General features: G+C 74.1%; 13 protein-coding genes. 6 read left to right on the top strand and 7 right to left on the bottom strand.

The window, feature by feature from the left end; all coding sequences use genetic code 11:
* The first annotated feature begins 19 nt into the window (after positions 1 to 19).
* The 3 genes from GA0070213_RS15085 (at position 20) to GA0070213_RS15075 (ending at position 3,255) form a co-directional block, all read left to right on the top strand.
* Positions 20 to 1,189 carry an endonuclease gene (locus GA0070213_RS15085; protein ID WP_091063378.1) on the top strand — a complete coding sequence of 390 codons (1,170 nt, stop codon included), beginning with the start codon at positions 20 to 22 and terminating at the stop codon, positions 1,187 to 1,189.
* A 117-nt stretch (positions 1,190 to 1,306) separates the two neighbouring features.
* Positions 1,307 to 2,161, top strand: coding sequence for an aldo/keto reductase (locus tag GA0070213_RS15080; protein WP_091063374.1), 855 nt, complete (start codon positions 1,307 to 1,309; stop codon positions 2,159 to 2,161).
* A 110-nt stretch (positions 2,162 to 2,271) separates the two neighbouring features.
* Positions 2,272 to 3,255, top strand: a complete 984-nt coding sequence (locus GA0070213_RS15075) for an aldo/keto reductase (RefSeq protein ID WP_091063371.1) — start codon at positions 2,272 to 2,274, stop codon at positions 3,253 to 3,255.
* A gap of 13 nt (positions 3,256 to 3,268) precedes the next feature.
* Here GA0070213_RS15075 and GA0070213_RS15070 read toward each other — a convergent pair whose 3' ends face one another.
* On the bottom strand, positions 3,269 to 3,769 hold the full coding sequence (locus GA0070213_RS15070) for a GNAT family N-acetyltransferase (RefSeq protein WP_091063368.1): 501 nt from the start codon (positions 3,767 to 3,769) through the stop codon (positions 3,269 to 3,271).
* A gap of 102 nt (positions 3,770 to 3,871) precedes the next feature.
* Here GA0070213_RS15070 and GA0070213_RS15065 point away from each other — a divergent pair, with 102 nt between their 5' ends.
* Genes GA0070213_RS15065 through GA0070213_RS15055 form a run of 3 tightly spaced genes read left to right on the top strand, consistent with a single transcriptional unit; the run spans position 3,872 to position 6,323 of the window.
* Positions 3,872 to 4,426, top strand: coding sequence for an NADPH-dependent FMN reductase (locus GA0070213_RS15065; RefSeq protein ID WP_091063364.1), 555 nt, complete (start codon positions 3,872 to 3,874; stop codon positions 4,424 to 4,426).
* A gap of 29 nt (positions 4,427 to 4,455) precedes the next feature.
* Positions 4,456 to 5,469: an ATP-binding cassette domain-containing protein gene (locus GA0070213_RS15060; RefSeq protein WP_091063359.1), complete on the top strand. Its 1,014-nt coding sequence runs from the start codon at positions 4,456 to 4,458 to the stop codon at positions 5,467 to 5,469.
* Complete coding sequence (locus GA0070213_RS15055) at positions 5,466 to 6,323, top strand: ABC transporter permease (protein WP_091063356.1); 858 nt, start codon at positions 5,466 to 5,468, stop codon at positions 6,321 to 6,323. The genes GA0070213_RS15060 and GA0070213_RS15055 overlap by 4 nt, the downstream gene beginning before the upstream one ends.
* Before the next feature lie 300 nt (positions 6,324 to 6,623).
* On the opposite strand, the gene GA0070213_RS15050 is transcribed toward GA0070213_RS15055, so the two are convergent.
* The 6 genes from GA0070213_RS15050 to GA0070213_RS15025 form a co-directional block, all read right to left on the bottom strand.
* Positions 6,624 to 10,142 (bottom strand): AAA family ATPase, encoded by a 3,519-nt coding sequence (locus GA0070213_RS15050; protein ID WP_091063351.1) that lies wholly within the window; start codon positions 10,140 to 10,142, stop codon positions 6,624 to 6,626.
* Between the two features lie 59 nt (positions 10,143 to 10,201).
* Positions 10,202 to 10,408 carry a hypothetical protein gene (locus tag GA0070213_RS15045; protein ID WP_139128679.1) on the bottom strand — a complete coding sequence of 69 codons (207 nt, stop codon included), beginning with the start codon at positions 10,406 to 10,408 and terminating at the stop codon, positions 10,202 to 10,204.
* A gap of 59 nt (positions 10,409 to 10,467) precedes the next feature.
* Entirely contained in the window at positions 10,468 to 10,872 is a 405-nt protein-coding gene (locus GA0070213_RS15040; RefSeq protein ID WP_091063343.1) for a hypothetical protein, read from the bottom strand.
* Complete coding sequence (locus tag GA0070213_RS15035; RefSeq protein ID WP_091063340.1) at positions 10,869 to 11,129, bottom strand: hypothetical protein; 261 nt, start codon at positions 11,127 to 11,129, stop codon at positions 10,869 to 10,871. The genes GA0070213_RS15040 and GA0070213_RS15035 overlap by 4 nt, the downstream gene beginning before the upstream one ends.
* A gap of 13 nt (positions 11,130 to 11,142) precedes the next feature.
* Positions 11,143 to 11,853 (bottom strand): hypothetical protein, encoded by a 711-nt coding sequence (locus tag GA0070213_RS15030; RefSeq protein ID WP_091063337.1) that lies wholly within the window; start codon positions 11,851 to 11,853, stop codon positions 11,143 to 11,145.
* A gap of 154 nt (positions 11,854 to 12,007) precedes the next feature.
* Positions 12,008 to 12,847: a helix-turn-helix transcriptional regulator gene (locus tag GA0070213_RS15025; protein WP_175441348.1), complete on the bottom strand. Its 840-nt coding sequence runs from the start codon at positions 12,845 to 12,847 to the stop codon at positions 12,008 to 12,010.
* Positions 12,848 to 12,853: the final 6 nt, after the last annotated feature.

Raw genomic sequence — 12,853 nt, 5'->3', positions numbered from 1 at the left:
GCGACTAGCATCGCCGTTCATGAATATGAAGAGCGTGACCCGCTCGCGACCCGGGCGGCTCATCGCAGCGGTCGTGCTGACCGTCACCGTCGCCACCCCACTGGTGGTGACGAACGCGGCGTCGGCGGCGGCCACCCTGACCGTGTCGCAGGCGCTCGCCGCCCAGGACGGCCGCACCGCCACCGTCACCGGCTGGGTCGTCGGCCAACCCACCGCCACCAACACGGTGCTCACGTCCGGCTACACCGCGGACACCGCGATCGCGATCGCCGACCAGGCCGGCGAGACGAGCACCGCCCGGATGCTGTACGTGCAGGTCACCGCCGCCTGGCGCAGCGGCTTCGGGCTGCTGTCCAACCCGTCCCTGCGCGGGCGGCAGGTCACCGCCACCGGCACCCTGACCGCCTACTTCAGCCACGGCGGCCTCAAGGACCCGACCGCGATGAGCCTGGGCGGCGGAACCACGCCGACGCCGACACCGACCCCGACCGGCACCGCCTCACCCACCGCCTACTACGCGGCGGCGACCGGGAAGACCGGGCCCGCGCTGCGCACCGCTCTGCACGCCATCATCAGGACCCAGACCACGCTCACGTACGACCAGGTGTGGGAAGCGCTGAAGGACACCGACCAGGACCCGGCGAACCCGGCCAACGTGATCCTGCTCTACAGCGGACGGTCGCAGAGCAAGGCCACCAACGGCGGCGGCGTCGACGACTGGAACCGGGAACACGTCTGGGCCAAGTCGCACGGCGACTTCGGCACCGCCACCGGCCCCGGCACCGACGTGCACCACCTGCGGCCGGAGGACGTGTCGGTCAACTCGGCGCGCGGCAACAAGGACTTCGACACCGGCGGCAGCGCGGTCGCCCAGGCGCCCGGCTGCTACACCGACGCCGACTCGTTCGAGCCGCGCGACGCGGTGAAGGGCGACGTCGCCCGGATGATCCTCTACATGGCGATCCGGTACGAGGGCGACGACGGCTGGCCGGACCTGGAACCGAACGACTCAGTGGCCAACGGCGGCGCGCCCCGGCTCGGGCGGCTCACGAGGCTGCTGGCCTGGCACGCACAGGACCCGCCGGACGCCTTCGAGCAGCGCCGCAACCAGCGCATCTACGAGCGCTGGCAGGGCAACCGCAATCCGTTCGTCGACCACCCGGAGTGGGCGCGGGCGATCTGGGGCTGACGCCCGTCCCCGACGTGAGGATGCCGTTCGAGCGGGTAGGAACACCGGGTGGCACGTCCCGGGAGCGCCGTGTGGAAGCGCTTCCGGGCCCCCGCACGATCGGAGATGAGACACGACATGGCCGACAACAAGGTTCCGGACATCTCGCTCAACGACGGCAACCCCATCCCGCAGCTCGGCTTCGGGGTGTTCCAGATCGAGCCCAAGGACACCGCGCGGGCGGTCGGCACGGCGTTGGCGATCGGCTACCGGCACATCGACACCGCCCAGATGTACGGCAACGAGGCCGAGGTGGGTCAGGCCGTCCGCGCCTCCGGGCTGGACCGGGGCGACATCTTCGTCACCAGCAAGCTGAACAACGGCTTCCACCGCCCGGACGACGCCCGCAAGGCGTTCGAGCAGTCGTTGCGGGAGCTGAAGTTCGACTACCTCGACCTGTTCCTGATCCACTGGCCGCTGCCCACGCTCTACGACGGCGACTACGTCTCCACCTGGAAGGTGCTGGAAGAGTTCCAGCGCGACGGCAGGGTGAAGTCCATCGGCGTCTCCAACTTCCAGGTCGCGCACCTGGAGCGGCTGGCCGCCGAGGCGGACGTGGTGCCGGCGGTGAACCAGATCGAGGCGCACCCCTACTTCGGCAACGAGGAGGTGCGCTCGTACGACCGGTCGCACAACATCCTCACCGAGGCGTGGTCCCCGATCGCGCAGGGCAAGGTGCTGGACGACCCGACCGTGGTCGACCTCGCCGAGCAGGTCGGGCGGACCCCGGCCCAGGTGGTGCTGCGCTGGCACGTGCAGCGCGGCGACATCGTCTTCCCGAAGTCGACCACCCCGAAGCGGATCGAGGAGAACTTCGGCATCTTCGACTTCACGCTCGACGACACCGCGATGGAGCGGCTCACCGCGCTGGACAAGGGTGAGAACGGTCGGCAGGGCCCCGACCCGGACACGTTCGACTACGTGCCGAGCTGACCCGACACGCGCCGCAGGGGTCCCGGGCAACCGGGGCCCCGTTCCGCGTTTGACTTCGCGCGCACTCGAAGGGGCAGGCTGGCCGCAACGCTCCGACGGGGAGGAACTCCATGCGATACCGCACCATCGGCACCGACCCGGCCACCCGCCGCGAGGTCAGCGTGCTCAGCCTCGGCGCGATGCTCTTCGGCACCGCCACCGACGAGGCCACCTCGTACGCCATCCTGGACCGCTACGTCGAAGCCGGCGGCACGTTCGTCGACACCTCCGACAACTACGCCTTCTGGGAGAACGGCGGACAGGGCGGGGAGAGCGAGGAACTGCTCGGCCGGTGGCGGCGCAGCCGGGGCATCGGCGACGAGATCGTGTTCGCCACCAAGCTCGGCGCCCGTCCGCTCGCGCCCGGCACCAGCTTCCTGGACAACCCGGAAGGCCTGTCGGCGAAGGTGATCCGCGAGTCCGCCGAGCGCAGCCGGGAACGACTCGGCGTCGACCGGATCGACCTGCTCTACGCCCACCTCGAGGACCGGACCGTCCCGGTGCGGGAAACCGTCGAGGGGTTCGCGGAGCTGGTCGCCGAGGGCACGGTCGGGCTGCTGGGCGCGAGCAACCACCGCGCCTGGCGGGTGGAGCGGGCCCGGGCGATCGCGGCGGCCGCCGGCCTGCCCGGGTACGAGGTGCTGCAATACCACCGCAGCTACCTGCCCCCACGGGTGGACGTGCCGAGCGCGCTGGACCCGGACGGCGACGTCGGCTGGGTCGGCCCCGACCTGGCCAGCTACCTTCGGGCCGAGCCGCAGCTCACCCTCGTCGCATACTCACCGCTGCTCAGGGGCGCGTACGCGAAGCCGGAGCGGCTCGGTGACGCGTACGCGCTGCCCGGCACCCCGGCGCGGCTGGCGGCGCTGGGGGCGGTGGCCGCCGAGACCGGCGCCACGGTCAACCAGGTGGTGCTGGCCTGGCTGCTGGGCGGGGACGTGCCGGCGATCCCGCTGGTCGGCTTCTCCTCGGTGGCGCAACTGGACGAGGCGCTGGGCGCGGTCGACCTGGAGCTGACCGCCGAGCAGCGGGCGCGGCTGGACGCGGCGCACTGACCGGCCGCCCGGGTCAGCGGGTCAGGTCGATCCGCCAGTCGTTCGAGCGCATCAGGCTGCCCGGCGGGTATTCGAACTCGGTCTCGCCGAGCAGCGTGAACCCGGCCCGGCGGCAGACCGCGTTCGACGCCGGGTTGTCCACCGACGGGTAGGCGTGCGCGTGGCGCCGGTCGCCCGCCGCCGAGGCAGCCGCCACCACCGCGCGCACCGCGGCGGTGGCCACGCCCCGACCCTGGTGCTCGGGGAGCACCGCCCACCCCATCTCGTAGACCGGCTCGTCGTGCCAGTCGCGGGGCCAGAAGCCGACGCTGCCCACCTTCGTGCCGTCCGGTGCGACCACGGCGAACATGTTCCCGCTGCGCGGGCCGGGGCCACGCACGTAACGCTCGTGCCGGGCGCGGACCTGGTCGTCCGTCTCCGGGCCGCCGGTGTGCGCCCGCACCTCGGGGGTGTTCAGCGCCTGCAGCAGCGCCAGGTCGTCGGTGCTCCACCGGATGATGCGTACCTCGGTCATGCCGCCGATTGGACCAGGAACCCCTGACAGAAGGCCCGCCAGATCTGATCTGGCGGGCCTTCTGGCGCCTGTGGGGTGAGGCCGGCAGCGAGGGAGGGTGGCATGACGCCGTTACGGCTCGCCGTGATCATCGGCAGCACCCGGGAGGGGCGGGTCGGCGACCGGATCGGTCGCTGGTTCGCCGCCCAGGCCCGCGGCCGGGCCGGTCTGGTCGTGCAGGAGCTGGACCTGGCCGGGTACGCCTTCCCGACCGCGCTGCCCGCCGAGCCCACGCCGGCGATGCGGGAGTTCGTCGGGCAGGTGGCGGCGGCCGAGGCGTTCGTCGTGGTCACCCCGGAGTACAACCACAGCTTCCCGGCCTCGTTGAAACAGGCGATCGACTTCGCGTACGACGAGTGGCAGGCCAAGCCGGTCGGCTTCGTGTCGTACGGCTGCCGGTCGGTCGGCCTGCACGCGGTCGACCAGCTCCGGACGGTCTTCACCGCGCTGCACGCGATGACCGTGCGGGACACCGTCGGCGTCGACCTGCTCGACGGCGAGCCCACCGGGCACGGCGAGGAACGACTCCGGCAGGACGTCCGGGTGCTCCTCGACGAGCTGTGCTGGTGGGGTCTGGCGTTGCGTGAGGGTCGCGCGGCACGCCCGTACGCCTGCTGAGAACCACCCACTGCAGAGAGGTAATGATCATGAGTAACCGGAACACCGGCCTGGCCGTCGAGGCCGACGGCCTGGTCCGGTCGTTCGGCTCGACCAGGGCGCTCGACGGCCTGGACCTGCGGGTCCCCGCCGGCACCGTGTACGGGATGCTCGGGCCCAACGGCGCCGGCAAGACCACCGCCGTGCGGGTGCTGGCGACGCTGCTGCGTCCCGACGCCGGCACGGCCCGGGTCTTCGGCCACGACGTCGTCACCGAGGCCGACGCGGTGCGCGCCCGGATGAGCCTGACCGGTCAGTACGCCTCGCTGGACGAGGACCTGACCGGGGCGGAGAACCTGGTCCTGCTCGGCCGGCTGCTCGGGCTGGCCCGCCCGGCGGCACGGGAGCGGGCCGAGGCGCTGCTCGCCGCGTTCGGGCTGACCGAGGCGGCCGGCCGGCAGGTGAAGAAATACTCCGGCGGGATGCGGCGGCGCATCGACATCGCGGCGAGCATCCTGAACACGCCGGACCTGCTGTTCCTGGACGAGCCCACCACCGGGCTGGACCCGCGCAGCCGCAACCAGGTGTGGGAGATCGTCCGGGCGGTGGTGGCGCACGGCACCACGGTGCTGCTGACCACGCAATACCTGGACGAGGCGGACCAGCTCGCCGGGCGGATCGCGGTGGTCGACCACGGCCGGGTGATCGCGGAGGGCACCCCGGGCGAGTTGAAGTCGTCGGTCGGCTCCGGCACCGTCCACGTGCGACTGCGCGACGCGGGGCAGCGACCCCGGGCCGAGCAGGTGCTGCGGACTGCGCTGCAGGTGCCGGTGCAGCTCGCGGCGGACCCGGTGGCGCTGACCGCCCGGGTCGGCGAGGACGGCACCGACCTGGAGGCCGGCGAGCAGGCCGCCCGCGCGCTGGGCGAGCTGGCCCGCGCCGGCATCGTGGTGGACGACTTCTCCCTCGGCCAGCCCAGCCTGGACGAGGTGTTCCTGGCCCTGACCGACCACCCGGCCGTCGCGACCGACGAGCGGGACGACGCACTGGAGGCGGCGCGATGAGCGACACCGCGACCACCACGACCGGGCGGGCGCCGTCGGTCTACGTACCGTCGACCGAGGCGCTGGCCACCGTGCTGGCGCCCGGGGAGCGGCCGGCCCGGCCGAGCGCGCTGTCGGCGTCGTTGACGTTCGGCTGGCGGGCCGTGCTGAAGATCAAGCACGTGCCGGAGCAGTTGTTCGACGTGACCGCGTTCCCGATCATCATGGTGCTGATGTTCACCTACCTGTTCGGCGGCGCGCTCGCCGACAGCCCGCGGGCGTACCTGCAGTTCTTCCTGCCCGGCATCATGGTCACCAGCGTCGTGATGATCACGATGTACACCGGGGTCGGGTTGAACAACGACATCGAGAAGGGCGTCTTCGACCGGATCCGTACCCTGCCGGTGTGGCGGCCGGCGGCGCTGGTCGGCATGATCTTCGGCGACGTGCTCCGCTACATCCTGGCCGCGGTGGTCATCCTGGCCGTGGGGCTGGTGCTCGGGTTCCGTCCCGACGGCGGCCTGCTCGGGGTGCTCGCCGGGATCGGCCTGCTGGTGGTCTTCTCGTTCGCGTTCTCCTGGGTGTGGACGTTCTTCGGCCTGGTGCTGCGCAGCGAGAAGTCGGTGATGGGCGTCAGCATGATGGTGCTGTTCCCACTGACGTTCCTGAGCAACGTCTTCGTCGAGCCGGCCACCATGCCCGGCTGGTTGCAGGCGTTCGTGAAGGTCAACCCGGTCACCCACCTGGTCGCCTCGGTACGCGCCGCGATGGCCGGCTCCACGGACGCCACGAACACGATGTGGCTGCTGCTGTGGAGCGCCGGCTTCGTGGTGGTCTTCGGCACCCTGACCATGCGGCGTTACAACCGCCGCTGACCCCGTCCCACCCCTCCTCCACCTACCGGACCCCTCCTTCGGTGTGATCAAGGAGTTCGCGTCGGAGTCGATCTCCGCGGTGACGCGAACTCCTTGATCACCCGACCGCTCCCACGGGTGCGCCGCCGCAATCGGTCGTCCGGCGGCCGGTGGAACGCCATGGGTGTCCATCGGCTCACGACACACCCATGGCGTTCCACTCACCGCCCGGACGGGTCCCGAGTGGAACGCCATGGGTGTGTGGCGCGCCGTGCCACCCCTCTGCCGTTCCACCCGCGCGGGGTGGGCGCCAGCGGCGGGTCAGAGGCGCCAGGCAACCGGGACGGCGGGCAGGTAGCGGCAGGTGCGGCCGGTGGTGACCGACTCGTGCAGGTGGGCGGCGAGCCCGGGATGCCGCTGCTCGATCCGCCGGAGCGTGTCCCGGATCCGGCCGGTCACCGCCTTGCGCGCCCGTTCGGCCTGGTCGCCCAGGCGGCGGGTGCGCCCGGCCAGCCCCGCGGCGGCACGGAGCTCGTCGAGCAGGGCCGCGCGCTCGGCGTCCAGGGCGGCCAGCCGTCGCTCGTCGTCGCGCGACGCGGCCCGGTCGATCTCGTCGTCGAGCCGCCGCAGGTGCTGCCGGTAGCGGGCCTTCGCCTCGTCGTCGAGCACCGGGTCGGCGCCGAGCCGACGGGCGGCGACCAGCTCCGCGCCGGCCGCCGGGTCCAGCAACTCCACCGCGGGCACGTCGACACCGGGTCGCCCCAGCAGCGACCGCAGGTCGTGCAGGCCCTTCGCGTCGGGCAGGTGCACCACCACGCCGGCCCAGGCCAGCCGCCACACCGACCCGTCGAAGCAGAACTCGGGCCGGCCCGCGCGACCGGCCTCGCCCGCACCGCGATCCCCTACCGCGCCCGGGCCGCCGCCCGCACCGCGATCGCCCGCCGAGCCGGACCGATCGCCCGTGGCCGCGCCGATCGCCACACCGGACCAACCGCTGACGCCGGGACCACCTGCCGGGCCGGACCGAACGCCCCCGCCCGGAGCGACCGTCACGGCGGCCCCGACCGGCGACGCCGGCGCGGGGAAGCCGGCCACCACCGCGCCGGACGCGTCCTCACCGGAGGCAGCCACCACGCGATCCCGCCCGGCCCGCCAGCCGGTGCCGTCGTGGCCCGCAGCGCCGGCCGCCCGGGCGGAAGCAACCACCGACCCGACCGCGCCCAGCCGCTCGACCACGTGCGTCATGCCCAGCTCACGCGCCTCGGCCTCCGTCTCGACCCGCACCCGAGCCGCCTCGGCCGCGTCGCCCGGACCGTCGCGCCCGAGCAGCGCGGTCACCAGCCCGGCCCGGCCGCGCACCGACCAGGGACGGGAGTCGAGGCGGTCGGCGGCGTCCCGGGCCGCCGCGTAGCCGGCGACCGCGGCGTCCCACCTCCGCTCCGCGGCGTCCACCCCGGCCAGCCAGAGGTCGACCGGGCCGCCGATGTCGCAGCCGAAGAGCGCGACCATCCACCGCCCCCGGTGCGGCGTCAGGGCCGCCCGCACCTCGGCGCAGCGGCGGGGGTCGCCGTCCGCGGCAGCCGCCTGGGCCCGCGACCGCAGCCACAGCGTCGACACCGGTCGGGGGTACGCGGTGCCCGCGGCCTCGATCGCGCCGGTGAGCCGCACCAGGGTCGCCGTGTCGCCGCGCTCGGCGGCGGTGATCGCCCGCAACAGCTCCACCTGCGGATGGTTGGCCACGCCGGGCTGGTCGAGAAGCGCCTCGGCCTCGGCGAGGCGGCCGCGCAGCAGCAACAGGGACCAGCGCAGGTGGTGCGCCATGAAGGCGTGGTCGGAGTGCTCCCACTCGCCGAAGCCCTCCATCTCGGCGTAGTTCGCCTCGGCGGTGGCGAAGTCGCCCCGGAAGGCGGCGATGATGCCGCTGTCGACGGCCGCCGCCATCCGCTGCCGGGCCACCTCGCCCGCCCGGCAGCCGCCCACGAACGCCGCCAGCTCGTGCCGGTAGGCCGGGTCACCCAGCTCCAGCAACGCCACCCAGCGCAGCGAGGTGGCCCACAGCTCGGTGTCGCGGTCGCCGCCGCGCCGGGCCACCTCCCGGATCTCGGCGGTGACCACGGCCCGCTCCTGCGCGGTGCCGAGCCCCCAGGTGGTGTCGTGCCGGGCCCACAGGCTGAAGGTGAGCGCCTCGTCGTCGCGCCCGTGCCGGGCCAGCGTCTCGGTGGCGGTGATCAGGTCGGTGACCAGGGCACGGGGCGACCGATCCGGGTCGGGCGGGCCGATCAGGCGCGCGTACGCCTCCCGGACCAGCGCGTCGACGTCGAGGCGGCGGCGGGTTGCCGAGTGCTGGCTGCGGGCGGTGAGCGCCACCCGGGCCAGCACCGCCGGCTCGGCCAGCCCACGGGCGAGCGCGGCGGCGTCGACCAGCAGTTGTTCGGCCTCGCCCGGGGTGCCCGCGTGGTGCAGCAGCCCGGCCAGCTCCAGCAGCAGCCGGACCCGGCGGGCCGGCTCGTCGGTCCGGCGCAGCGCACGCCGGAAGTGCCGCACCGACTCCTCCACCGCCAGCCGCCCACCGGCGTCCCGTGCGGCGGCCACCAGCAGGTCACCGGCGCGTACCGGATCGAGGTCGGCGCCCGCGAGCCAGGCGTGGCGGGCCAGGTCGGCCGGGATGAGCCGGCCGGCGAGCGCGTCGGAGCGGTCGACGGCCCGCACCACGGCGGCGTGCCGGGCGCGGCGTTCGCCCTCCGGCAGCCCGTCGTAGAGCGTCTCGCGGACCAGGTCGTGCACGAAGGCGAACCGGCCGCCGCCCCGGGCCAGCACCAGCCGGGCGGCGGCGGCCCGGTCGAGCAGCCGGTCGACCTGCGCTGCCGGGCCCGGCAGGCAGGCGGCGAGCGTCTGCCGGTGGAACTCCCGGCCGAGCACGGCGGCGACGGTCAACGCCTCGACCACCGGGGCGGGCAGTTGGTCGAGCCGGCGGCGCACCGCCTCCCGTACGCCGGGGGCGATGGTGTCGGCGAGCCCGTCGGTGTGCCAGAGCCGGGCGGTCTGCTCGACGAAGAACGGGTTGCCGCCGGTGCGCCGGTGGACCTCGTCGACGAGGCCCGCGTCGGGCTCCCGGCCCGCGGTGCGACTGATCAGGGCCGCCACCTCGTCGCGGCCCAGGCCGGTCAGCGTCACCGTGGTGGCCTTGGTGGTCAACGGCAGCAGCAGCGGCCGCAGCCGGTGGTCGCCGGCCTCGACCTCGGCGTCCCGGTAGGTGCCGATCAGCAGCAGCCGCTCGAACCAGGTGTGCTGGGTGGCGAACTGGAGCAGCCGCAGCGATGCCGGATCGGCCCAGTGCAGGTCGTCGAGGATCACCACGACCGGCCGGTGCTGGGCGACCGCGACCAGCGCGCTGGTCACCGCGTCGTGCCGGGCGAACTCGGCCCGCTCGCCGTCGTCACCCGGCTCGACCGGATCGTCGCCGCCGGTTCCGTGCTCGCCGACCGTGGCCCGCTCGCCGACCAGGGCGCGCTCGCCGAGCAGGGCGGCCAGCCCGGCGTCGGCGGCCTCCCGGGCCGGTGCCGGGTCACCGGTGGCCCGGGCCAGCCGGCGCAGCACCTGCACCCAGGGCCAGTAGTCGGGGGCGGTGTCGGAATCCCAGCAGGCGGCGCCGAGCACCAGCGCCCCGCGCCGGCGGGCCTCGTCGGCGGCGGCCGAGACCAGGGTGGTCTTGCCGATGCCCGGCTCGCCGGTGACCAGGACCAGACCACCGTGGCTGTCGACCACCCGCGTCACCTCGGCGCGCAGCAACCCGGCCGGGTGCTCCCGCCCGATGATCCCCTCGCCGAATCGCGGCTCCATGACCTCCTGACGCTAGTCGACACCTCCGACAGCCCGGAACGCCATATTCGCGGCGAGGATCAGAGGCTGCCGCCTCCGCTGCTGCGCAGGTTGCTGCCGTCCGTCGGGTTCCGGTGGTCGTCGAGCCGACGACGCGCCTCGGCCGACGCGGCGAGGTCCCGGGCCTTGACGGACGGATCGCCCGGCTCGCGCCGGACGCGGCGCCAGGACGCCAGAGCCGCCAGCACGACCACGACGATGACGAGGATGATGATGAGCCAGCGCATGACGTCCTCCTCCATGGGTTCCCTGCCCCGGTTCCAGGGTGCGCGGCGAGGTCAAGCGCTCAGCGGGCGTCGGTGACCACGTGCGAGCAGGCCGGGCAGGCCGCCGGCCCCTGCTCGGCGAACCACCGGCAGGTACGCCGGATCGCGCACTTCGGCAGCGTCTCCTCGGCCGGTGGCGCGGTCTCGGCGTACGAGGCGGCCATCCTGGCGCCCAGCCCGCAGTGCGAGCCGGTCCAGAAGCCGCAGGACGAGGTGACGCAGGGGCCGGCGAGGCGCACCCGCGACTCGATCGGCGCGTCGGAGTCGTCGGCACCGGCGAGCGCCACCTCGGCCGGTACCGCCGGCGTCACGTAGGCCACCCGGCCCGCCGGAGTGATCATGCCGAGGAACACCGTGGCGTTGGACGCCGGGGTGCTCGGGCACATCCGCTCCGGCGGGCCGGCGGATCGGGCGGCGTCGGTCACCGCTGGATCCAGAACCCGATGTCGTTGATCTTCTGGCCGAGGTCCTGCGCGAGCTGACCGTCGAGCACCCAGAGCCCGTACCACTCGGGGCGCAGCCGGATGTTGCCGTGGCCGAGGGTGAGCGGGTTGACGAGCTTGGCGTTGGCGGTACGCAGCGCCGCCAGGCCGGCCTTCTGGATCTCGCCGGCGATCAGGGTCTGTTGGTCGGCTGTCAGGTCGACACCGTCGACCACGAAGCGGAACTCGTTGCGGGCCATGTGCTACCTCCGGTCACTCGTACGATTCGGTGCCCAGCCCGCGACGCAGGCTGATCCGGGTGAAGGCCGCCCAGCCGAGGTGCGAGGCGGCGTCGGTGGGTTGCCCGGCGCGGGCGAGGACCCGGCCGGCGCTCTCCGGCCAGCGCCCGGCGGTGGCCGCCGGGTCGCCCCACAGCTCGCGGCAGGCGGCGACCGCGAACGCCACCTGGTCGGGTGCGCCGGTGAAGCCGGCGGGACCGTCGCCGACCCGGACCGTGCCGTCCGGCCGGGCCCGCACGCTCGGGAAGTGATGGTGCAGGCTGGCCAGGGTGGCCAGGTGCGTGGCGTCGCGCCGGGCGGCGGCGAAGCCGGCGTGCAGTTCGTCGTCGCGGCGGTAGCGGATCGCGTGCAGCACCAGCGCGTCGCCCGCCGGGTCGACCCGGGCGACGACGTGCGCCGGAGAGCTCCACGCGCGGGGCGAGTTCGCCGACCAGAACGCCAGCCAGGCGGTGAGCCGGGCGTGGAAGTCGGCCTGGATCCCGACCGCCCGGGCGGCGCCGTCGGGTGCGCGCAGCGCGGCGGTGGCGATCCGGTCCCGGGCGACCAGCGGCTGTGCGGTACGGGTCGGTGCCGCCGCGGCGGCGCCGGTGGTGGTGACGGCCAGGCCGGTCAGGGTGACCGCCGAGGCCGCCGCCGCGCCGGCGAGGAGTCGCCGACGGTCGAGCGGGTGTCCGTTGTCGTTCATCGTCGGCCCTTCGTCGACGGCAGTGCCTCGACGCTATCGACCGGAAGGGATCAGTAGAACACCCTGCGTGACGGGAGGTTGACAGCAAAGCCGGGGATTCCCGGCGGCGTGAATCACCGTTCCTGTGCCCGATTCACGGCGCGGTCGGCGCGGGTCAGGCGGGGAAGCGCTCGTGCCCGAGCACGGCGAGCAGACGTAGCTTCTCCGCGCCCTCGCTGCGCGGCGGCGCGGTGAGCACGAGCAGCGCCTGCGACTGGTCCTCGGTGAACAGCACCTGGCAGTCCAGCTCGATCGGGCCGAGTTCCGGATGGATCAGCGTCTTGTGGTCGGCGAAGCGCTGCGCCACCTCGTGCCGGTCCCACAGTTCGGCGAACTCGGCGCTGGCCGCCCGCAGCGCCCGCACCAGCTCGCCGGCGCGGGACCGCGGGCCCATCGACCCGTACGCGGCGCGCAGGTTGGCGACCTGGGCGCGGCTCTGCCGGTCGTGGTCCTCGGCCGGGTAGCGCCATCGCTCCCCCGGCTCGGTGAACCACCGGTAGACCTCGCTGCGCGCCAGCCCGGTGTGTCGCGACCGGTCGCCGAGCAGCGCGGCGGACAGCCGGTTCTGCACCAGCGTCTCGCCGAGGTTCGACAGGATCAGCGCCGGCGTGTCCGCCAGCCGGTCCAGCACCCGCAGCAGCGCCGGCGCCACGTGGGTGGCGGTACCGACCGCCTCGGGCGGGCTGTGCCCGGCCACCCGGAACAGGTAGTCACGTTCGTCGCCGGTCAACCGCAGCGCCCGCGCCAGCCCGGCGAGCAGGTTCGGGCTCGGTTGCGGACCGCGCCGCTGCTCCAGCCGGGTGTAGTAGTCGGTGGACATGGCGGCGAGCGCGGCGACCTCCTCCCGTCGCAGGCCGGGCGCCCGGCGACGGGCGCCCTCGGGCAGCCCCACGTCGCCGGGGCGCAGCGCCTCGCGGCGACGACGGAGGAAGTCGGCCAGGGCACCACGGTCCATGATCCG

It is taken from the genome of Micromonospora humi (genome assembly GCF_900090105.1).
GTDB classification, from domain to species: Bacteria; Actinomycetota; Actinomycetes; order Mycobacteriales; family Micromonosporaceae; genus Micromonospora; species Micromonospora humi.
Note: the sequence above shows the minus strand (reverse complement) of the source record. Positions and strands in the feature narration are given on the sequence as shown.